At 36.0% G+C, this 21,943-nt stretch carries 16 protein-coding genes; 8 read left to right on the top strand and 8 right to left on the bottom strand.

Features of this window, described 5'->3' with window-relative positions:
* Positions 1 to 293 precede the first annotated feature (293 nt).
* The 4 genes from QM491_RS14380 (at position 294) to QM491_RS14365 (ending at position 7,730) form a co-directional block, all read left to right on the top strand.
* Complete coding sequence (locus tag QM491_RS14380) at positions 294 to 2,747, top strand: TonB-dependent receptor (RefSeq protein ID WP_283328183.1); 2,454 nt, start codon at positions 294 to 296, stop codon at positions 2,745 to 2,747.
* 375 nt (positions 2,748 to 3,122) lie between these two features.
* The gene (locus tag QM491_RS14375; protein ID WP_283328182.1) at positions 3,123 to 3,713 is read left to right on the top strand and encodes a redoxin domain-containing protein; all 591 of its coding nucleotides are present in this window, start codon (positions 3,123 to 3,125) and stop codon (positions 3,711 to 3,713) included.
* A gap of 252 nt (positions 3,714 to 3,965) precedes the next feature.
* On the top strand, positions 3,966 to 4,841 hold the full coding sequence (locus QM491_RS14370; protein ID WP_283328181.1) for a sulfite exporter TauE/SafE family protein: 876 nt from the start codon (positions 3,966 to 3,968) through the stop codon (positions 4,839 to 4,841).
* A gap of 324 nt (positions 4,842 to 5,165) precedes the next feature.
* Complete coding sequence (locus QM491_RS14365; protein ID WP_283328180.1) at positions 5,166 to 7,730, top strand: TonB-dependent receptor; 2,565 nt, start codon at positions 5,166 to 5,168, stop codon at positions 7,728 to 7,730.
* A 213-nt stretch (positions 7,731 to 7,943) separates the two neighbouring features.
* Here the strand turns inward: QM491_RS14365 and QM491_RS14360 are convergent, their stop codons facing one another.
* From QM491_RS14360 to QM491_RS14330, 7 genes are all read right to left on the bottom strand, one after another.
* Positions 7,944 to 9,221, bottom strand: a complete 1,278-nt coding sequence (locus tag QM491_RS14360) for a sensor histidine kinase (protein WP_283328179.1) — start codon at positions 9,219 to 9,221, stop codon at positions 7,944 to 7,946.
* Between the two features lie 40 nt (positions 9,222 to 9,261).
* Positions 9,262 to 10,632 carry a sigma-54-dependent transcriptional regulator gene (locus QM491_RS14355; RefSeq protein WP_283328178.1) on the bottom strand — a complete coding sequence of 457 codons (1,371 nt, stop codon included), beginning with the start codon at positions 10,630 to 10,632 and terminating at the stop codon, positions 9,262 to 9,264.
* 105 nt (positions 10,633 to 10,737) lie between these two features.
* The gene (locus QM491_RS14350; protein WP_283328177.1) at positions 10,738 to 11,889 is read right to left on the bottom strand and encodes an ABC transporter permease; all 1,152 of its coding nucleotides are present in this window, start codon (positions 11,887 to 11,889) and stop codon (positions 10,738 to 10,740) included.
* Between the two features lie 42 nt (positions 11,890 to 11,931).
* Entirely contained in the window at positions 11,932 to 13,176 is a 1,245-nt protein-coding gene (locus tag QM491_RS14345; RefSeq protein ID WP_283328176.1) for an ABC transporter permease, read from the bottom strand.
* 191 nt (positions 13,177 to 13,367) lie between these two features.
* Complete coding sequence (locus QM491_RS14340) at positions 13,368 to 14,030, bottom strand: ABC transporter ATP-binding protein (protein WP_283328175.1); 663 nt, start codon at positions 14,028 to 14,030, stop codon at positions 13,368 to 13,370.
* Positions 14,031 to 14,074: 44 nt separating this feature from the next.
* The gene (locus tag QM491_RS14335) at positions 14,075 to 15,514 is read right to left on the bottom strand and encodes a TolC family protein (protein ID WP_283328174.1); all 1,440 of its coding nucleotides are present in this window, start codon (positions 15,512 to 15,514) and stop codon (positions 14,075 to 14,077) included.
* Entirely contained in the window at positions 15,511 to 16,761 is a 1,251-nt protein-coding gene (locus tag QM491_RS14330) for an efflux RND transporter periplasmic adaptor subunit (RefSeq protein ID WP_283328173.1), read from the bottom strand. Before QM491_RS14330 ends, QM491_RS14335 begins: the two co-directional genes overlap by 4 nt.
* A 335-nt stretch (positions 16,762 to 17,096) precedes the next feature.
* Here QM491_RS14330 and QM491_RS14325 point away from each other — a divergent pair, with 335 nt between their 5' ends.
* From QM491_RS14325 to QM491_RS14310, 4 genes are all read left to right on the top strand, one after another.
* Complete coding sequence (locus QM491_RS14325; RefSeq protein WP_283328172.1) at positions 17,097 to 17,717, top strand: recombinase family protein; 621 nt, start codon at positions 17,097 to 17,099, stop codon at positions 17,715 to 17,717.
* 279 nt (positions 17,718 to 17,996) lie between these two features.
* On the top strand, positions 17,997 to 18,686 hold the full coding sequence (locus tag QM491_RS14320) for a response regulator (RefSeq protein ID WP_283328171.1): 690 nt from the start codon (positions 17,997 to 17,999) through the stop codon (positions 18,684 to 18,686).
* Positions 18,687 to 18,688: 2 nt separating this feature from the next.
* Positions 18,689 to 20,062 (top strand): HAMP domain-containing sensor histidine kinase, encoded by a 1,374-nt coding sequence (locus QM491_RS14315; protein WP_283328170.1) that lies wholly within the window; start codon positions 18,689 to 18,691, stop codon positions 20,060 to 20,062.
* A 92-nt stretch (positions 20,063 to 20,154) separates the two neighbouring features.
* Positions 20,155 to 20,523, top strand: coding sequence for a hypothetical protein (locus QM491_RS14310; RefSeq protein WP_283328169.1), 369 nt, complete (start codon positions 20,155 to 20,157; stop codon positions 20,521 to 20,523).
* A gap of 628 nt (positions 20,524 to 21,151) precedes the next feature.
* On the opposite strand, the gene QM491_RS14305 is transcribed toward QM491_RS14310, so the two are convergent.
* Complete coding sequence (locus QM491_RS14305; RefSeq protein WP_283328168.1) at positions 21,152 to 21,883, bottom strand: NUDIX hydrolase; 732 nt, start codon at positions 21,881 to 21,883, stop codon at positions 21,152 to 21,154.
* Positions 21,884 to 21,943 lie beyond the last annotated feature (60 nt).

Below are 21,943 nucleotides of genomic sequence, written 5' to 3'. Positions count from 1 at the left end.
TTTACCCGCTTTAAGTACTAGGTTTTATGCATTAGGCTAAAAGTTAAATAGTATTTCTCATGAAGTAATAGAAACTTTTTTGCCTAATGCCTACGGCTTACAGACTAAAGCATGTTAATGCAATTTTATTTTGCATTAATACTTACATCTAAATCTTTCATAATTTTTACGTTTTATCTATTTCTACAGATTTTCTCCAAAATTGGGCTGTAATATTGTGGTATTCAATTTTAAACAAACAGATAAATGTATCTATAAAATTGATAATCATGTATTTAACAAACTTTATAAGAATGAATTATTTCATCAAAAGCCCCATATTCATCGTACTTTTATTACTTACCTCGCTATCCGCTGTTTTGGGACAAAAAGTATCTACAAAAAATACTTCCGAATTGACGGGACAGGTATTAGATATTTCAAACAATAAAGGTTTGAGCTTTGCTTCGGTTACTCTTTTGAAAAAAGAAGGCGAAAAAACGCAACTTACAGCAGGTGCTACTGCTGATGAAAATGGCAATTTCAAACTTTCGAATATCCCATTGGGAGAGTTTGTTTTAAGAGTATCATTTATCTCTTATAAGACTTTTGAAAAGGCAATCAAAGTAGAACAGAGTCGTCAAAATATTGAAACTATTTTGCTGTCACCAGATGCCAATGTATTGCAAGAGGTAAAGGTAAAAGGCGAAAAAGATGCTGCTTCATTCAACATGGATAAACGTGTGTTTAGTGTGGGGAAAAACCTAACTAGCATCGGCGGAACGGCAGAAGCACTCCTAAAAAGCGTTCCTTCGGTAAGTATTGACGAAACAGGAAGTGCCAGTATTCGCAATCTCGCTACCACTATTTATATCAATGGCAAACCTACCCAACTGACCTTAGCACAAATTCCAGCCAATCAAATTGAATCCGTTGAGGTAGTTTCAAACCCTTCGGCACGATATGATGCGTCAACTTCTGGCGGTATTATCAATTTGGTTTTGAAAAAAAATCGAGAAGCAGGATATAATGGTATGGCCAGTGTTGGTATTGGTAACAACGGTAGATATGATGCCTCTTTGAACTTAGATTATCATCAAAATAAGTGGACTTTTAATCTGCTTTACAACCTCAACGCTACCAAAAATCCACTTACTGGATATGTGAACAGAACCACAAGCAATGGTGGTACTATGAGTTATTTTCAGCAAAACACTGATATTAACCAAGACAATACTTTCCAGAATGGACGTATCTCTACTGAATTTTCACCCAATAAATATAACACCTTTACGCTTGCAGGTAATCTTGTAGGTGGCTCCTATAATACTTTCACCAATCAGTCTTATGCCTATAAAGATGCTCAAAACAAGGTTTTGAGTTCGGGTACTCGAACAACAGTTCCTGCTAATAATTATACCAATTTTGGTATTGAATTTGACTGGAAAAAAACCTTTGCTCAGAAAGGAAAAGAATTAAGTTTGATGACCTCTTTTACAAAAAATACTATTTCTAATGCTGCCAATTGGCTTACAACAAGCCTAAATGCTGATAATACTAGCATGGATGGGTATCCAGAAATTGATAAAATCACAGGAAGTCAGGCTGGTTCGCAATATCTTTTTCAGTTAGATTACACCAAACCGATTAATGATTCTACCAAAATAGAAATGGGTATTCGCTCATTTAATTACACGCGCGACATTCAGTATTTGTTCAACAAGAAAAACAACGATATATACACCTTATTGGAAGGATATTCGCAAGATGGCGTAATCAAAGAATCTGTCAATGCTGCCTATTTTATGTATAGCACCAAGCTAAAACGTAATTATAGTATTCAGGGTGGCTTACGATTTGAAGAATCTTTTTTGCATGGTAATTCAAGATTTGATGGCGCAACGTTTGGGTATGATTACCCAAGCGCACAAAATGGAGACTGGATAAAAGCATTTTTCCCTTCTTTTTCTATTTCTAAAAAACTTGGAAATGATTCAGAATTAGGTTTAAGTCTAGGAAGAAAAGTTGGTAGACCCAATTTTCGCCATCTTTTTGTAGGTATTCAAGCCAACGATAAGCAAAATATTACTGTTGGAAACCCAAAGGTACAACCTGAATTTGTCAATTCTGTAGAACTTTCATATAATACCTCTTGGGGACATTTGTCGTGGTTGGCAACAGGCTATTACATTTATGAAGACCATACCATTAAGCCTTTTACACAGGCTTCAAGCACAGATTCTACCATTTTGGTAACAACATTTATCAATACAAAAGCCGATATTCAGTACGGAATTGATAATACCTTAAAACTAAATCTTGGAAATTTGTCTGTATTAGGCAACATCAATGCTTATCATTTTTTGATACAATCTGTGACGCAGCAAAACGAAATGTTTACGTATCGTGCCAAATTGAATATTTCGTACAAGTTTCCAAAAGATATTGTCGCTCAAATTAACTTGAATAGAGACGCCAAATCGCCCACTTTACAAGGATACCGCAAGCCAATAGAAGCAGCAGATTTTGCCATCAAGAAAATGTTTATGAACAATCGAGCAAGCATTGCTTTTGCTGTCAATGATATTTTTAATTCTCGCCAATATATTACGGTATATGACCAAGGCAATATTTTGCAAAGTACCATGAATCGTAGAGAGGTAAGATTTTACAAACTCACCCTTCAATTACCTATCGGACAAGCTAATTCATATTTCAAGAAGAAATCTCAGAATGTAAACAAACCTGATATTGATTTTAGTAATTAAAGTAATTTTACCCGCTTTAGGCATTAAGCTTTAGGTCATAGGCTTGATTTCTAGGTGATTTTCTAATCTTTTTTGCTTAATGCCTACGGCTTATACCCTACAGCGTAATAAGGTAATATTATTTTGCCTAATTACGCTGTATACTATTGGAAAAGTACAAACTACACCCTAACAGTTTATTCCTTTTTAATTAGGATTCAAATCTCCCCAAAACCTACATACAATTCTGGCTATATTTCTATTATATACCAACAGCCAAAATTTCATTTTGTATAATTCCTAGAATATAAAATCATAAGAAAAACAAAATTGTGTAGTTTTTACAAATAAAAACCCTTTATATTTGTCTATCAAAACTATAGATTAAATATTATTATGATTTATTTCATCAAAACACGGAAAACACAACTCAACAAACTACTATCAAGCATATTAGGAGCAGGAAAACAGTTTCCTACACTTAGTTTTGCGAAAGAAAATGGGGAGTGGAACATCGATTTTCCTGAAGACCAACAGCAATTAAGTCTAGAAGAAATTGCTCAGGGCAAGCCCATATTGATTACTTATTATATACCAGAGTGGAAAGAATATGCAGACCAACAACTTTGGTTATTGCAAAAATCAGTAAGACGATTGTCAGAGCTTGGCGTTCAAATACTTACAATTACCAACTTGACATGTGCTAAAATAAAAGAGTTGAAACAGAACAAAAAGCTTACTTTTTCAATATATTGTGATGATAATCAGCAAATTGCAAAAAGCATTGGACTTCTATCAGAACACACCCCTTGTACACAGATGTATGCAGGAATTTCAGAAAACATACCTTTACCCGCAAGCTTTTTAGTATTAGCAAATGGCTTAATAATCCATCATTTTATTGATATAGAATTACAATCTTATTTGTCATATAAAGAAATCGAGGTTTTTGTGAACAATTATAAGAATTCTAAAAAAAATTTATAAATATTAGTCTACAAAGTATATAGATTTAATATTTATTATTAGTTTTGCAAAACCAAACAGATTTTCAATCGGCTCTAATATGGAGTCAGTTGTTTGAACTAATGGTAGTCTATTTAATCAATCTAATGCAGCTAAGGGTGAAAGCGCTGCTTTCACTCTTTCTTTAAAGCTCATAAATGTTTAAATGACTCTCGATATATAAATTGAATTCTTTGGTGTTTATTATCATGACACTTAACCCCAAAAACAATCGTGCAAAAAATTCTTTCAAATCGCGCCGTATGGTATATCGCTCCTACAGTATTACTATTCAGTAGTTTTATTGTGTTGATATATAGTGGAAATATCCATTTTTCATGGTCTGCCATTCAAGATGGTTTTAATAGTGATTTTGGGTTTTATGTATTAGTGGGATTAGGGGCACAATTAGTAGATGGAACTTTAGGAATGGCTTATGGTGTAACTTCTACCTCGTTTTTATTAAGTTTGGGTGTACCACCTGCGGTCAGTAGTACGAGTGTACACGTAGCCGAAATGTTTACGACAGGCGCTTCTGCCATTTCGCATTTTAAGTTTGGTAACATCAACAAAAAGTTATTCCGAAACTTATTAATTCCGGGCGTATTAGGCTCTATTACAGGGGCTTACTTGCTTGCTGATTTTATTGATGAAAATGTCATAAAACCTTACATTTCTATCTACATGATTATTTTGGGAATTATCATTATCAGAAAAGCGCTTCAAAAAAATATTGTTAAACAACGCACCAAGCGTTTGGGATTGTTGGCTGTCTTCGGAGGTTTTATGGATTCTATCGGTGGTGGTGGCTGGGGACCAATCGTAACGTCGTCGTTGTTAGGTAGAGGTCGTGACCCACGCTATACCATTGGTTCGGTCAATGCAGCAGAATTTGCTGTTTCATTTGCAAGTGGTATTACATTTTTACTTTTTGAAGGCGTAAATTCTTGGCAGGTAGTGTTGGGCTTGATTGTTGGTGGTACGGTAGCTTCTCCTTTGGGAGCTATTTTTGTCAACAAAGTAAAACGTAAACCTATGATGATTTTGGTCGGAACGCTGGTAATCATTATTAGCTTAAGAACGATTATTAAAAGCTTTCATCTAATTTAATTTTACTCGGTGTAGGCTTAGGAGTAGTTCACTAGAATGCTCCTTTTATTTTACCATAAAAGTATACAAAAATCATATACTAAATAGACTTATAAAAATAAATTAACTATGTATTCTAAACCAAATGTATCACATTCAAATGCTTGTTTATCAATCCATTTGAATCAAGTAGAAAGGCAGTATTTATTCTGTTGAAGCATAAAAAAGACCAAGAGGTAACAACCTCATTGGTCTAGTTCAACTAAAGTAATATCTATCGTTAGATTTTGACAGCGAGCTTGGAACCGAGCTGTCGAGATATTTTCAATTAAACAATTAAAATTAATGAAAAAACTTTTATTTGTCATTATCGCCGTGATGGCGGTCAGCATTTCAAATATCGCCACAGCACAAAACAAACCTATTATCAATGCCACTGTATCTGGTAAAATCGTAGATTCAAAAACGAATGAACCACTTATTGGTGCGGCTGTTCAAATCAAAGGAACTACCAATGGTTCGACAACTGACGTAAACGGTGATTTCTCTTTGATTACAGGTCAGAAACTTCCCTTTTCAGTGATTATTTCCTTTGTAGGTTACTTGAAAAAAGAAGTAGTTATTACAGCAGATAAAGCTGAAATCAAATTAGATGAAGATGTAAGTCAATTGGCCGATGTTGTAGTATCGTCTCGCCGTCGCCAAGAGGCCGTTCAAGATATTCCTATTCCTATTGCGGTAATTCGTGGTGCAACAGCAGAAGATGCAGGTGCATTTAACGTAAACCGTTTGAAAGAATTAGTACCAACTGTACAGTTGTATGCTTCAAATGCACGTAACACAACCCTGAATATCAGAGGATTAGGTTCTACTTTTGGTTTAACAAACGATGGTATCGACCCAGGTGTTGGCTTTTATGTTGATGGTGTGTACTATGCACGTCCAGCAGCTACAGCATTAGACTTCGTTGATATTGAGCGCGTTGAAGTTTTGAGAGGACCACAAGGAACACTATTTGGTAAAAACACTACCGCAGGTGCATTCAATATTACTACTCGTGAAGCTAGCTTTACACCAAGTGCAAGTTTTGAATTGAGCTATGGTAACTACGGTTACATCCAAGCCAAAGGTTCTATTTCTGGTCCTATCAATAAACAATTGGCTGCAAGAATCTCTTTTTCAGGAACACAAAGAGACGGTCTTCTTTACAACACCAAGACACAACAAAACATGAACGATATAAACAACTTGGGCACAAGAGGTCAGTTGTTATATACGCCTTCAGAAAAAGTAAAAATTACGTTTATTGGTGATTATACAGCTCAAAAGCCTAACGGATATGGTTGGCCAGTAGCTGGTGTAGTTACGACAAAGCGTGCAGCCTATCGTCAATTCAACGCGATTATTGCTGATTTGAACTACAAATTACCTTATTCGAGTGCCTTTGAAAGAGTAGTAGATTTAGATACGCCTTCCAAAGCAGATAATAGTTTGGGTGGGGTATCTGCCAACGCAGATATTAAAATTGGTAATGGTACTTTGACATCGACAACAGCATGGCGTTTTTGGAAATGGACACCTTTGAATGACCGTGATTATACTGGTTTGCCAATCTTTACAATTTCTTCTGGTAACTCAGTACACGACCAATGGTCACAAGAATTACGTTATTCAGGAAAAGTTGCTGACAATTTGAGCGGTGTGATTGGTGTGTTTGGTTTGTGGCAAGACTTAAAATCAGACCCTGTACAAACAGAGGAAGCGGGTTCGGCACAATGGCGTTTTGCTCAGAGTTCAACAAGTGCACTTTGGAAAACACCAGGCTTGTTCGACAATTTTGGCATTCGCACAACTAACAGAATCCAAAGCACAAGTTTGGCGGCATTTGCTCAAGTAGATTGGGCTGTAAACGATAAAATTCACGTATTACCAGGTTTGCGTTACAATTATGACAAAAAGGTAGCCAACTACAAAAGAGAAACGTATGGTGGTTTGCAAACGACAGATGCAGCTTTATTAGCCTTGAAAAATGCAGTATATACCAACCAAGCATTTGACACAGATGTAAGTGAAAGTAATGTTTCAGGTCAGTTGACTTTACAATATAAGGCTTCGAAAAATGTAAATGCCTATGGTACTTATGCCATCAGTTACAAACCAGTAGGTATCAATATTGGCGGTTTGCCAACAGCTAATGGTCAAGTATTGACTGATTTGGCAAAAGTAAAACCAGAAGGTGTAACCCACTATGAATTAGGCGTTAAGACTCGTCCAACTGCCAATTCATTCTTGAATGTTGTAGTATTTAATGACGATATTAAGGATTACCAAACACAAGTACAAACACCAGAACCAGGTGTAAACAGAGGTTATTTGGCTAATGCAGAGAAAGTTCGAGTGAGAGGCGTTGAAGTAGAAGGAAATGTGAGATTAACACATTTTACCTTCAATGGTTCGATTGCTTATACAGATGGTAAATATGTGTCGTTCACTAACGCTCCTGTACCTTTGGAAGAAGTAGGTGGTACTCAAGCATTTAAAGATGTTTCGGGTGGCGAGCTTCCTGGTATTTCAAAATGGACAGGTTCATTTGGTGCAGAAGCAACAACTAAAGGTGTATTCTTTGGATTGAAAGGTAATTATTTCGTAGCAGCAGATATTTATTTCCGTTCGAAATTCTCTTCAAGTCCATCACCTTCTCAGTATTTGAATATTGAAGGTTATTCATTATTGAATGGTCGTTTTGGATTTAGAGCATCAAACGGTATCTCTATCTATGTTTGGGGAAGAAACCTTGCTAACACTGACTATTATGAGCAACTGTTAGCAGCGCCAGGAAGTGCAGGACAATACGCTGGTATCCTTGGCGACCCTCGTACGTATGGCGTAACATTGAGATACTCATTCTAGATATTGAGTGAGTTAGTGATTTGTGAATGAGTGATTATTTTAAATCTATATATCATCACAAATTTTAGTATATCCAAAAGGCGGTTGAAAACTAAATTCAACCGCCTTTTTTAATGGTCTTGCATTAATTTATCAAGCCTAATCAGGCGCTAGACAATACATATCTGCTGATGAAAGATAAATTTCAAAATCACTCATTCACAACTCACTAAATCACTCAATACTAAAGCACGTCCAGCCGTCTTCTTGGGTTTTTAGGGAAAATTGACAATGATGATTCATCAGTATTTCACGACATAGCATGAGTCCAATTCCTTGTCCATCAGGCTTATTACTAAAAAATGGCGTAAATAACAAATGAGCTTGCTCTTCGGGAATCGGTCTACCATTATTTTTAATTTGTATTCCTTTTTCTGATAATATTACTACAATTTGGTTTCCTGCATCACAGGATTCAATGGCATTTTTTAGCACATTTATTAATACTTGCTCTATCTGCCCTCGGTCAATCATCGCAAATTTTTCCTGAATTTGCTCCTCCCAAATTAATGCTATTCCTTTTTCTGTAGCACGACCTCTCCAAAGTTCTATCATATTAGCTAAGACTTCATTCAAAGATTGTTTTTCAAGATGAGGTTCTGGTAAACGAACTACATCTGCAAATCTTCGCATAAACACACACAGTCGTTCGTTACGGTCAGAAGCTACTTCTAAAGCATGTAGCAAATGAGGTTCCTCAACCATCTGTTGTGCCACATTCAAAATCGAATTTACCGCCCCAATCGAATTATTTACCTCATGTGCCATCATTCTGATTACTTTGCCATAAGCCTTCTTTTCAGTCGCCAAAATTTCTGAAGTAAGTTCTTCTATCATCAAAAAAGGTCTTGCAAAACCCTTATCCATAAAAAAAGAACGCTGAATTTTGAAAGTAGATAGTCCATTAATCTGAACAGTTTTTGATTCTCCATCTTGTAATTTTTGTAGGGCATTCACAATTGGATGACCAAGTATCGAAAGTGGTTGATGGAGAAATTGACCTTCTGCAATACCAAATAAATCTTGTGCTTTAGGATTGATTTTCAATAAGTTTTCATCAAAATCCAATACTAATATGGCAATCGGTGACGCCTGAATAAGCTTTTCCAGAAAAAAATGTTGCTCGGTCAATTGTAACCGCTCCGTACGAAGCTGTTCTATCATTTGATTATAAACCTCTATCAGTTGGTCAAGCTCAGTTGTTCCAACTGGACGAAGTTTAATAGAAAAATCTTGGTCACGCATAGCTTCGGCTCCCATCAAAAGTAGTTTAAACGGGCGGTCGATAGCTTGGTAAAGTACTACAGAAGTTATCAAAGAAAGCAATACGGCTACTTCTGAAATGATAAAATACAATTTGTTGGCAGACAAAACCTTAAAGGCCAACAACATGATAATAGCATGAAGAAAGCCCAAGTAAAGCAAATATCTTATTCGTAACGAAATACGCATCAGCTAAAGAAGTTGAAAAGTCTGTACTAGATTTTTTAAATTACTCTTCCGCATAAGGAATACCAAATTTTTCTAACCTACGATATAACGCAAACCGTGTAATACCCAACGATCGAGCTACTCGACTGATATTATTTTGGTGAAAAGACATTGCTTTTCGAATCATCAAAAGTTCCATTTCTTCGAGTGTCAGTGTTCCTACTTCTGGAAATGCACTTTTGGGTGCGGTACTAACCTGTGAAATATTTTTCTGAAAATCAGTTATTTCCAATTGGTCGTTTGGACTCAAAAGAATCGTTTTTTCAACTAAGTTCTTCAACTGACGAATATTGCCAGGCAAAACCAAAGTTTGCAACCATTGTAAGGCTTTTGATGAAATTTTGAGCTGAGGTCTTTCGTAAATAACTTTTAGATTATCAACAAAATAAGTCGCTAAAGAAGCAATATCAATAGGACGCTCTCGCAGGGCTGGAAGTTTGACTGAGATTAAATTAATCCGATAAAATAAATCTTCTCGGAAAGTACCCTGAGATACCATTTCCTCCAAATTGCGATTGGTTGCGCAAATCACACGTACATCTACGGTTTTGGATTTGCTACTTCCCAAAGGTTCGAAGGTTCTATCTTGTAATACTCGGAGTAGCTTTACCTGACTTGATAAATCTAAATCTCCAATTTCATCCAAAAATAAAGTACCACGATTGGCTAGTTCAAAACGTCCAATTCTATCTGATTTGGCATCGGTAAATGCGCCACGAACATGCCCAAATAATTCGCTTTCGAATAAAGTAGCAGAAATTCCTCCCAAATTTACTTTGACAAATGGACGAATCCTTCTTTTACTATTTTGATGAATAGCCTCAGCAATCAACTCTTTTCCTGTACCACTTTCACCCGTTATCAATACAGGAGCATCGGTTGGCGCTACTCTTCCAATGGTTTCAAGAATAGATAAAAGTTTGGGGTCTTCGCCCACAATATGTTCAAAATCAAATTTTTGATCTAGCTTTTTTCTGGTAGAAACGCTTTCTGTCTTTTCTTCTAAATCCAAAATGGTTCGGACAGATTGGAGTAAATGGTCGTTTTTCCAAGGCTTAGTCAGAAAGTCTTTTGCCCCTAATTTCATCCCCTCTACCGCCAAATTAATTGTCCCCCAGCCAGTTAGTAAAATAATCAAGACTTCTGGAAATTCAGAACGAAGCATTTTTAAAGCCTTCATTCCTTCTTCTCCAGAAGTTTCAATAGAAAAATTAAGATCAAGAATGATTAATACAGGTTTATATACAGGGATAAGCTCCCTTGCCGCAGCAGGAGAATCACAGGTTTTTACCTGAAATCCTGCCTGCTGTAGAAGAAGTTGTAAAGAGGTTTGAACAGCAAAGTCGTCGTCGATGATGAGTATTTTGTTCATTGAAAAGGTAAAACTTTAGTATTTAAGTTGTTAAGCACTAGGCAAATACTATTAAATTGTTTTGATATATTTTGCTTAAAGCCCACAGCTGATAGCCTATTGCTATTACGATTCGTGCAATACGATGGCTGGTTGGATTTTGGCCGCCTGTCGACTTGGATAAAAAGCACAAATCGTGACTAATCCGTAGATAATTAAAATCGCCAAAACAATCGCCACCCAATATACTCCTGAAGCCAAATCAAAAACTTTCAAAATTGGGAATTGTACCGCAAAAAGTAACCCTATGAGCACCGCAAAGGTAGCAATAACCCACATCTCGGCAACAAACTGCTTTTGAATATCTGCTTCGGTAGCGCCCATGGCACGACGCACACCAATTTCTTCACGACGTTTGGCTATATTTACTTTTAATATTCCGAAAAGCCCCATGGCAACATTGAGCAACAAAAAGCCTGCAATAATTGAAAACACAATCATTGGTACTAGAGCCATGTTATGCTGATTTTGTCGTTGGTCGGTCAAATAGCTTACTTCAACAGTCCAACCTACCAACATATTTCCAAGGTCTTTTACCAATTTTGCCTCAAAATTGGCATCTGTCCCAGACTTGAGTTTCATGACTATTTTTCCTTCTTCAGAGTGTGGCCACATCAATTGAAAGAAAGCAGGCTCATTTTTGGTAAACTCCCCTTTTGCCTTAAAATTATCAATTACACCAACAACAATTTTATTATCATCCAGCGTTTTTCCAATTGGATTTTCAGTTCCAAAAAGTGCATCAGCAGTCTTTTGGTTAATCACAATGGGCTTATTTTTTGCCACAGAATCAGAGGCTTGATACCAGCGTCCTGATTTCATTTTTATGTCAAAAACGTCATCAAAATTTTCATCAGCATAATATATATCCGACAGTGTACTCGTTTTTTTACGACTAATCGAACTATTCATTTGACTGAAAGAAAAAGGTGAATTAGATGACATTTGGCTTACTTTTTCTACCTCAGGGTAAGATTTTATTTTTTGTAATACTTGTGTAATCTTTTCGGCAGTCTGAACAGTATCCTGATTACGAGACAAATCTATTGCCCACACTTGCTCATATTCAAATCCTAGGGGTTCTCTATAATTATCAAGATTAAAGGTTACCAAAGACATTACTCCGAATAGCACCATAAAAGATGCCCATATTTCTATGATCAAAAGGAGGTGACTTCCTTTTCGATTCCATATTAGTTTAATTAAATGCTGTAACATGATTGTTGGGTTTTGAGGATGATTTTGTTATTCCTGAAAAATCTACTGTCTTTTGAGTGCATCAATGACTTTCATTTTGGCCATTCTGAAAGCAGGAGCTACGCCAGAAAGTAAACCAAATACCAAACACACTAATAGACTTACTCCAAAAACAGGCAAATTGATGGTTAAATCAGAATAGAGAATTAGTCCGCTTCTATTAAATATGTAAATGCCTATACTAGTCAGAATCAAAGCAATAGCCCCCCCAATAAAAGTAATGAAGATATTTTCGACGATAAACTGAAACGCCAACGTACGAGTTGGTGCACCAAAAGCCTTACGCACACCTATTTCGGAAGCTCTTTCCAAAATTCTACTTACATTGAGATTAACCAAATTGATAGCAGGTAATCCCATGAGCATCAATAACACCAACCCCACTACTAGATAAAACTTATTACCGATTTCTTGATGAAAAAGACCGTATAGCATCGTATCTGTATAGGTTTGGGCATGAGTATCTATGATGGCATACTTCGTATTCCCCATTTTTATGGGTACGGGAATTTTGGATACATTATTCTCAAACTCAGATTTTATTTCTGGAAAATCAGAAGAGCTATTTGCTTCTATAATTGCCACAAAAGTGCCTTGTAAGCCTGTTCTTTGATAATTACTTTTGGGTAAATTATAAGGAAAAAACATATCTGAAAAAGTCAGAATACGAGTTACTGGACCAGCTTTTACCACGCCAATTACCTTATATTTTTCATTGTCGACTTCAACCATTTTTCCAATAACAGACTCAGATGGATTATCGAAAAATTGTTCTTTCATTGCATCCGTAATAACAACCACCCGGTCGCCATTAGCAATATTACTCTGATTGAAAGGTTTACCTTCTAAAAATTCATAATTCGTTATTTCCCAAAAATTGGTATCGCAATATTTTGTACTAACCTTTATCCGCTTGCCATTGATGTAGGAATTGGCAGAGGTAATCATGGAAGAAACACTTGTTCGCTTAGGAGTTTTGAGTGTCTCTATGTATTTTTTGTAAAAATCATAAGAAATAGGCCCTCCCATCTGAGAAGTTCGCGCAGAATCTTCCAAAAACAAGTTCATGACATATAAAGATTTGTCTCTGTTTTGCTCTGGATAGTGACTTCCTACCAAATGGTCGAGAAATGAGGTAATCATCATCAATACGGTAAGGGTAATGCTTATCCCAAACAAGGTAATGAAAGTATAGAAAGGATGCCTTAACAACACTTTCCATGCAATTTTGATATAGTTGATTAACATAGTTGTTGCGTTTAAAAAAGTATAACTTGATTTTAGTCTAAAGAATATTGGATTACAAGCTGCTATGTTTTTAAATAGAAAATCTAACCCCAATTATTGAATTAACGATGGTTTTATCAATCAATTTTTAAAATAAAATACTGAATATTAGATTATTACATTCAAAATTCAGCACTCAAAATTCAACACTCTTAATAGACTTGCGTTCCGTCAAAAAGACGAATGAGGCGATGTGTTTTCTTTGCCATACTTTCATCGTGCGTTACCATGACAATGGTACAACCTTCGGCATTGAGTTGGAGTAAAATATTCAAGATTTCGTTACCCATCGCACTATCCAAATTACCAGTAGGTTCATCGGCCAAGATAATATCGGGCTTGCCTACGATTGCACGGGCAATGGCAACACGCTGTTTTTGTCCTCCCGAAAGTTGATTCGGAAAATGCTTCATACGGTTACTCAGACCCACTTTTTCCAATGCTTCACGAGCGGCATCTCTACGAGATTGGGTAGAAGAGTTACGATAAAGAAGTGGAATTTCGACGTTGTCCAATACCGACAAATCATTAATCAAATGGAAGCTTTGAAAAATAAAACCAATTTTTTGATTACGAAGACTCGCCAAAGCTTTGTCGGTGTATTGTTCAACATGTTTTTGATCTATCAAAATATCGCCTTTGGTAGGTTCGTCCAGCAAGCCCATGATGTTGAGCAAAGTACTTTTTCCGCAACCCGACGGTCCCATGATAGAGACGAACTCGCCCTTTTTTATATCGATATTAATATTGTTTAGTGCTAAAGTTTCGATAGTGCTAGTCTGATACACTTTTTCGATGTTGTTTAATGTAATCATAGAGGGTTTTTAGTTTAATGTCCTAAGAAATAGGCTTAGGGCTGTTATTTTACAATTAATTTTTGATTGAGTTCAAAGTCATACAATGTATAAAGTCTTAGCTTGAAATAGGCTTGCCAATAGTCTCTCAAAGCCTGAATATAGTCTCTTTTGGCACGGTCTTTTTCTTGTAAAGCAATCCCTAAATCTGTGATACTTAAGTCACTAAGGATAAATCTATCTTGTGCTATCTGGTAACGATTTGTTGCAATATCATCGGTTTCCTTCGTCAGATTTACTTGCTTTTGGAGCATTTCAAACAAGGTCACTTGCGTATATATTTCTTGTTCGAAGGTCAGTTTATCTTGTTCTACGCTTTGCTGAGCATACTGCAAATTAGCTTTTGCGGTTTCTACTCTTGCTTTGGAGCGTCCCCAATCCATAATCGGAAGGGTAAACTGTATTTCCACGAATTGTCTATCCTGTGGTTTTTTGTAAACATCCAAAGGCGTATCTCCACGATTTGACAAACCCAAAGCCAAATTCAAATTGGCATTTAGACCATTTTCTTTTTTGGCTTTTTCCATATCCCGTTCAGCTTCTAGCATTCTTCGTCTAAAGGCAATAGCATCCGAACGATTTCCCAAAGCCTCCGACAATGCCTTTTTCTCATCAACTTCAAACAAACGGATTTGTGCAGGAATCAACAAATCAAACGATGCTTCGTCGCGGTAGCCGATAAAAGTTTTAAGTTTCAATCGAGCTACTTCAGCTTGTTGTTTGGCTGAAGCCAAATCCTTTTGAGCATTCAATACGGAGAGTTTAATTTGTAATAAATCGTTTTCAGATATTTTTCCTAGACTCAATCTTTGATCAGCTATTTTTAACAGGACTTCATTGTTTTCAAGATTTTTGTGTGCAATCTGCAAATTTACCTGCGCCAATAGCAAGTCAAAATAATACTCTGCGGTAGCCAAGGAGATTTTCTCCATGTTTTCAATCAACTGTTGTTCGCTTTCAGCATATTTGAGAGGTTCTATCAACTTATCCCATTTCATCAGATTGAACCTAAAAAGTGGCTGATTCAATCCAAATGCCAGAGGAACACCATTGTAAAGTGTCAATTTATTTTGAAAATCATCAAATCGCTGTAATTGATTTTGAACATAAATCACACCGCCTGTTTTGGCAATACTCTGGCTCAAGGACAATGTCAGCGTTGAGTTATTGTTAGAGACAGACTGAAAAGCAATTGCTCCATCGGGCTGTTGAACCTGAATAAACGAGCGAGTAAAACTAGGTAAAGTTCCTCCCAGACTTAACTGTGGCTTATAATCTGCCAAAAAGGTTTTGTATTGCCAGTAATTCGTGGCTTTTTGCGTATGCGCTTGGGTGGCAGAAATGGATTTTTCTCTAGCTAATAAAATTGCGCCATCCAAACTCAAGGCTGGTTGTTGAGCCCAACTATGCCAACTAATCAGCCATAAAAAAAGTATCTTTCTCATGGTTCAATCTGAATTTGGTCTAGGTGTTTGTATTGACTCATATCGGTAATAATCACTTTCTCGCCAGGTTTCAGCCCTTGCTTGATTTCTACAAAATCAAAATTGCTTAATCCAGTTTCTATTTCTCTACGTCTAGCGGTTTTACCATTTTCTAAAACAAAAACAGGCAATTTTCTTTTTCCGTTAAAAGCAGGACCATTCGCTATTCTGACAACATTATCAACTTTTTGCGTAATCACATATACTTCAACTTTCATATTCGGTCTGAGCAAGGTACTACGGTTGTCGTCGAGACTTATGGCAAACTGTATCACGCCATTTGACACCGCAGGTTTGATTTGGACGACCATACCACGCAAAGCTTGGTCGTTAATTCTTACGATGACAGGCAAACCTATTTTGAGTTGTTCGGCATACACATCCGAGCATGAGCCTTCAACTCTGAAGCTTCCCAAATCTGCTAGTTTTGCTAACATTTCGCCCTCATTCACGGCAGTACCAATTTTGTCATTTACCCAAGTCAATACCCCCGCTCGGTCGGCAACAATGTCTGCCATCTTGATTTTGTGACTCAACTCTTTCAAGTTTTTTCCTTCAATAGAGGCTTGCAAAGTGTAATCTTTCAAATTAGCCCCGACAGATTTTTTGTTATAACTCAACTCATTTTCTAATTGAGATTTTTCTAGCTCTGCAATTCTCAGCGCGTTTTCGGCTTTAGTTATATCCTCTTGAGTTCTTCCTCCCACTTTTTGCAATCGTTTGGTATCTTCAAGTTCAGCTTTCAGGCGATTAATATTGAGCTGTTTTACTTTATCGTTAATGTCAGAATCAAAAATCTTTTTATTCAAATCCATTTTCAATTTTTCAATACTATTTTGCTTCAGAGCTAATTGGTCTTTAAGCTTTTCTAGCTCTATCATCGTCAGAGACTTGTCTAGCTCCACAATGGGTTGTCCTTTCTGAATTTTGGCACCAACAGTAAAATACACTTGCTTGACACTAGCCTTAATAGGCGTTGTAATTATTTGCTCAAAAGCGGGAATTACCTCTCCTGTAGCTGTTAAGGTATTTTCTACATCCCCAATTTCGGTGGTAGAAATCCGAATTTTATTTGCTTTGATAGATGACTGCAAGGTGTTATTTAAAAAGTACACTGCAATACCCAAACCACCAGCAACAAGCGCTACGGTAGCCCAGCGTTTGTATTGCTTCTGCTTGACTAGGTTTTTAGAGATTTCTTTGTCCATAATTGTAATGATTATTTGTATATAGTAATTTCAAACACAATGCCAAAACATAAATCATTGAAAAACAGACACTTAAAATATTGTTTGGTATAAAAAACTGTGCGATTTCGAACACCTTGTGCGGATATGAACGTAGGTGTATATATGTTCAGGACAAAAAAAGGAAAGCTGAGTATTCAGAAAAGAAATTGACTATATTTACCAAAATGATTTGCCTGATTTAGCCAGAAAAATCTGACTTCGTAAAACTTTAGCAAACAAAAATTCATTGGATAAATTACTATTGAAGGATTATACACTTTCAATCAGAGCTTTATCGACATACTTTATACAATATGAAAATCGGTTATGCACGTGTAAGTACACAAGAACAAACACTCGACCTGCAAATTGACGCATTAAAAAAATATGGTTGTGAAAATATTTTCACAGACAAGGTATCAGGTCTGAAAGCTCATAAACCTGAGTTTGAAGAAATGATGAAATTTGTTAGAGAAGGTGACACTGTTGTCATCTGGAAACTCGATCGATTGGGTCGCTCAACCAAACATCTGATTGATTTAGTAGCAGAATTAGAAAGGCGTAAGATTAATCTTGTTTCGCTCAATGACCCTATTGATACTACCTCTCCAAGTGGTATTTTGGTTTTTCAGATTTTCTGTGCTTTAGCAGAACACGAAAGGAATATCATTGTGCAAAGAACTAAGGCAGGTTTGGCTTCGGCTCGTGCTCGTGGACGTATGGGTGGACGCCCAAAAGGTTTACTACCTAAATATCAAGACATTGCACCAGCCGTAAAAGAGCTTTATGATGCTCAAAAGCTTTCTACAACTCAGATTATGAAGTTCTTTAAGATTGGAAGTCGTCGAACGTTTTACAAAATTTTAGCACATGCAGGTGTTAAGGTTCAGGGCTTTACCAAAAAACGAACTAGACGCAAAGAAGATACCCAATAATCTAATCTCGTTCTAATGCACTTTATACCAATGTATTAAAGCCTCTGTCGTAATTTTGTTATCAAGTAATTAGGGTTAGGATTAAGATTTAGGAAATTAAGCCATCAGTATATTTTCATGCATCAGTTATAGTCTCAAAACTCATGGCTTAATTCCTAAACTTCTTTGACAATACAGGTTTAAGTCTTATTAGCATCGAAAATTTGAAGGTTTTTATCTTTTACCAAACCATCAAAACAGACAGACGAAACAAAACCAATTACTACTTAAAATTATATCATGGAGAAACAGCACATTTTGATTGTAGAGGATGAGCAGAAGGTAGCTAATTTCATCAAAAAAGGACTTGAAACCCAATCCTTTGAAGCATTAATTGCAGAAGATGGTCAAACAGCCATAAACACTTTTTCAAAACATACATTTGATTTAGTTATTCTAGACATCGGTTTGCCCGGTATGAGTGGTTTGGAGGTTTGCGCCAAAATACGCGAAAGCAACACTCAAGTACCCATCTTGATGCTAACAGCACTGGGAAGTATGGCCGACAAATTAAGTGGATTCGAAGTTGGAACAGATGATTATCTCGTAAAGCCTTTCGATTTCATGGAATTATTAGTGAGAGTAAAAGCACTTCTCAAACGTAGTACCCCTTCTTCTACATCTCCCAACGAAATTCTGAAAGTATCAGATTTGGAATTAGATCTTGCTCAAAAACTAGCCTTTAGAGGTGGCAGACAGATTGAACTTACTGCCAAGGAATATAGTCTACTCGAATACCTAATGCGTAACCGTGGTCGTGTAATATCAAAAGTAGATATTGCCGAAAATGTTTGGGATATCAATTTCGATACAGGAACTAATTTTATTGAGGTATATATCAACTACCTCAGAAATAAAGTAGACAAAGGCTTCGAAAATAAGCTCATTCACACAGTAGTTGGTATGGGGTATGTTCTAAAAGCAAAATAACTATGACTATTCGCACTCGACTCATCGTGATGTTTAGTAGTATTGTGGTGGCTTTGCTTGTTCTTTTTTCTACTTTTTTGTATTGGGAAGAAGAACTACACCGACAAACTATATTCAGTAATCGTCTTAAACATGAGGGACTTACCTCTGCTGAAGCACTTTTTGGAAATGAAAAATTGAGTCCTCAGTTATTAAAATTATTGGACAAAAATCAAATGACTGTTCTCGATAAAGAAGAGGTTGTCATTTTTGATAAAAATAAAAAAATTCTCTACGAAAGTGGTACGGATTACTTTGATATTCCTGCCAAACGCCTAGATGAAGTTATTCAAAACGGTGAAATATATTGGCAAGTAGGTCAAGGTGAAATTTTTGGTTTTAGATACAATATTGGTAAGAAAGAGCTATTAATTTTTTCGTCGGCAGTAGATATTTATGGCCTTAGTAAGCAACGAAACCTTGCCATTATGCTTATCACGGGCTGTCTATTAACAACTTTAGTGGTATTTTTTGCAGGATGGTTTTTTGCAGGTAGAGTGCTACAACCTATCAATCGTATCATCAAACAACTCGATACCATTACGGCTTCGAATATGGATTTGCGATTGGATGAAGGAAATAGAACTGATGAAATTGCTCAATTATCTTTGCGTTTCAATCAAATGTTGGAACGTTTGCAAAAAGCATTTCGTCTACAAAAATCATTTGTGGCTCATGCCTCACATGAATTAAGAACGCCTTTAACAGCTATTACAGGACAAATTCAGGTATCTCTGTTAGCAAATGATTCACCTGAAGAATTAAAGGCAATGATACAGTCAGTTTTGGAGGATGTTCAACAACTCAACAAATTGGCAAACGGTCTTTTAGATATTGCTAGTATGGATTCTAATCAGACTCCACTCAAATATAACTTAGTCAATCTAACTGAGTTACTATGGAGCGTGCGTCAAGAACTAACCGAAAAAAAACCAGAATATGAGGTTTTGTTATTTCTTGAACAAGAAAGGGATATGATGCCCGAGCTATACGCTCATGAAGCATTGCTTTATACAGCTCTCATTAATTTAATTGAAAATGGAGCAAAATTTTCAGATAATAAAACTGTTTCAGTCAAAATTGAATGTGTAGACAATGGTGCAAAGGTTTCTGTTCACAACACAGGTAAAACTATTTCTGAAAAAGAAATTCAAGAAATTTTTGAGCCATTCAAGCGAGGTTCTAATGCCAGAAACACTCCTGGTCATGGTGTAGGCTTATCATTAGTCAAAAAAATCGTTGAACTGCATCAGGGTCAAATTCAAGTAGAATCATCTGAAAGTCAGGGCACAACATTCACGGTATGCCTACCGTATAAGTTTAAAAGTAAAATCTAATTTCGTTCTAAGCTGAGTCTGAAGTTGTCCTAATGTCGAGGTTGCATCTTTGTAACAGAAACAAAAACAAAGAACCATTAAACAATCTCGTCATGAAAACTTGGATATATGCAATCGCTTTAGTTTTAACTGTCAACTTAGCGGCAAAAGCACAAAATAGTTGGGTCAACGACCCTGGTTATAGTACTCACAATTACAAACATCCTAACAAAGCTGTGGCAGCAAAAAAGCAAGCTGAAAAAAATCATAATACGGCTTTTGTCATGGTTGGAAAAACAAACAGAGACTACAAGAAAATTGCTAATGAAGCTACAGAAAAAAAGCTCTTGCTTGATTATGGCAAAAGTCCAGCTGAATTAGCAAATGTAAAAAATTATAAAATGCCACATACAAACACTACCAACTCTGCTTCGGATGAGAAAGAGCTTGCGGTAAAAGCAGAGGGGGTAGATAATAATTAAAATCATTGTATAGAGTTAGTTGATTTAAAGGCTTGTTGGTGCTGAAAAGTATTTCGACAAGCCTTTTTCCTCAATTTTACTAATACAAATTTACTAGCAATATAGCGTTTTTATCGTTATCGATTGATTCTAATTAACCTGTTCAGTGTAGTTCTACACAATTTTAAACAAAATATTTACTGAAAAACTATATCGATCGTATGCTATTGAGTATACTGAATAATACTAGTTACTTTAGATTGATTTTGAATTGAGAAACTAAAAATATTCATATTAAATTGTTGGTAAAAAGCACTGTTAGACCGCTTGGCTCGAAACAGTGCATCTTTTTTATGCCAACTTATATGAAATAACAAATGCTCACTGTTGGTGTTTATTGACAAAAAAATAAGGTGACCTAATTGCTTAAGTCACCTTTTTCTCTAACTTCAATTGAAGATTAGAATTACTAACCCGATATTAACGAATTACTCTAAGGCATTTGTTCTCATCGAGAACTTCATGTTCCTAATAAACCTATCTTTGACGGAACAAAAGTCGAAAAACTATTTTATATATTTTTATTTATATTTTATAACAAAGTCATAAATAAAATTTATACATCTTCAACTATCTACATTCTAAGGTTTTAAGAATCTTTTTTGAAACTATAAAGAAATGGTGCCTTATGAGATTTACCTGTAAATTGTTTTTCATGCCTATTCAAAATTCCTTTTGCTAGCATTGAGCGTTGAAAAGTAGTACGTCTAATTTTTTGCCCCAATATCAACTCATATACAGTTTGCAATTCTTTCATTGTAAATCTTTCTGGTAAAAGATTCATACCAATCAGTTTTTTGTCCAAGTTATCTCGTAAAGTCTCAAGCGCTTTCTCCACAATCATAGCATGGTCTTGCATAAGTACAGGGAGCTCCTCGATATTATACCAGCAACAGCTATCAGATAGTTCATCTGGCTGTGGAATTACACCTTCATAGTTAATCAGTGCGTAATATCCTACCGAAATAAATCTATCCAGTAACCAGCAATCATCTACAGGCCTATTTCCCCCACCTTTCATAATCATTTCCATTGCTTCAGGAATATATCTTTCAAGACTACCAAAAACATGAAATTGCTCTAAATAGATATTGTCTAAGCCTGTACGCTCTCGAAGTCCACGACGAACGGCGTCATCGAGACTCTCATTGATTTTTACAAATCCCCCAGGGAGGGCAAACAATTTGGTATTGTGGTATTCCGAAATAAGAATCCTTAATTGTTTTCCATCAAAACCAAAAATAACCGAATCATAAGCTATATGTGCTAAATATCCTGCTTCCTTTGCTGTGATTACTTGTGTAATATTTACTTTATCCATTCTCGAATATAAAAAAAATCTATGAAATAATTGTATTATTTAGTTTTTCAAACTACTATT

The organism is Flectobacillus longus, from assembly GCF_030056705.1.
Taxonomy (GTDB): domain Bacteria; phylum Bacteroidota; class Bacteroidia; order Cytophagales; family Spirosomataceae; genus Flectobacillus; species Flectobacillus longus.
Note: the sequence above shows the minus strand (reverse complement) of the source record. Positions and strands in the feature narration are given on the sequence as shown.

What these genes read in the sequence shown, in the direction of transcription:
- QM491_RS14380 (WP_283328183.1), top strand. Translation starts at nt 294, where the DNA reads ATGAATTATTTCATCAAAAGCCCCATATTCATCGTACTTTTATTACTT.
- QM491_RS14375 (WP_283328182.1), top strand. Translation starts at nt 3,123, where the DNA reads ATGATTTATTTCATCAAAACACGGAAAACACAACTCAACAAACTACTA.
- QM491_RS14365 (WP_283328180.1), top strand. Translation starts at nt 5,166, where the DNA reads ATGAAAAAACTTTTATTTGTCATTATCGCCGTGATGGCGGTCAGCATT.
- QM491_RS14360 (WP_283328179.1), bottom strand. Translation starts at nt 9,221, where the DNA reads ATGCGTATTTCGTTACGAATAAGATATTTGCTTTACTTGGGCTTTCTT.
- QM491_RS14355 (WP_283328178.1), bottom strand. Translation starts at nt 10,632, where the DNA reads ATGAACAAAATACTCATCATCGACGACGACTTTGCTGTTCAAACCTCT.
- QM491_RS14350 (WP_283328177.1), bottom strand. Translation starts at nt 11,889, where the DNA reads ATGTTACAGCATTTAATTAAACTAATATGGAATCGAAAAGGAAGTCAC.
- QM491_RS14345 (WP_283328176.1), bottom strand. Translation starts at nt 13,176, where the DNA reads ATGTTAATCAACTATATCAAAATTGCATGGAAAGTGTTGTTAAGGCAT.
- QM491_RS14340 (WP_283328175.1), bottom strand. Translation starts at nt 14,030, where the DNA reads ATGATTACATTAAACAACATCGAAAAAGTGTATCAGACTAGCACTATC.
- QM491_RS14335 (WP_283328174.1), bottom strand. Translation starts at nt 15,514, where the DNA reads ATGAGAAAGATACTTTTTTTATGGCTGATTAGTTGGCATAGTTGGGCT.
- QM491_RS14330 (WP_283328173.1), bottom strand. Translation starts at nt 16,761, where the DNA reads ATGGACAAAGAAATCTCTAAAAACCTAGTCAAGCAGAAGCAATACAAA.
- QM491_RS14325 (WP_283328172.1), top strand. Translation starts at nt 17,097, where the DNA reads ATGAAAATCGGTTATGCACGTGTAAGTACACAAGAACAAACACTCGAC.
- QM491_RS14320 (WP_283328171.1), top strand. Translation starts at nt 17,997, where the DNA reads ATGGAGAAACAGCACATTTTGATTGTAGAGGATGAGCAGAAGGTAGCT.
- QM491_RS14315 (WP_283328170.1), top strand. Translation starts at nt 18,689, where the DNA reads ATGACTATTCGCACTCGACTCATCGTGATGTTTAGTAGTATTGTGGTG.
- QM491_RS14310 (WP_283328169.1), top strand. Translation starts at nt 20,155, where the DNA reads ATGAAAACTTGGATATATGCAATCGCTTTAGTTTTAACTGTCAACTTA.
- QM491_RS14305 (WP_283328168.1), bottom strand. Translation starts at nt 21,883, where the DNA reads ATGGATAAAGTAAATATTACACAAGTAATCACAGCAAAGGAAGCAGGA.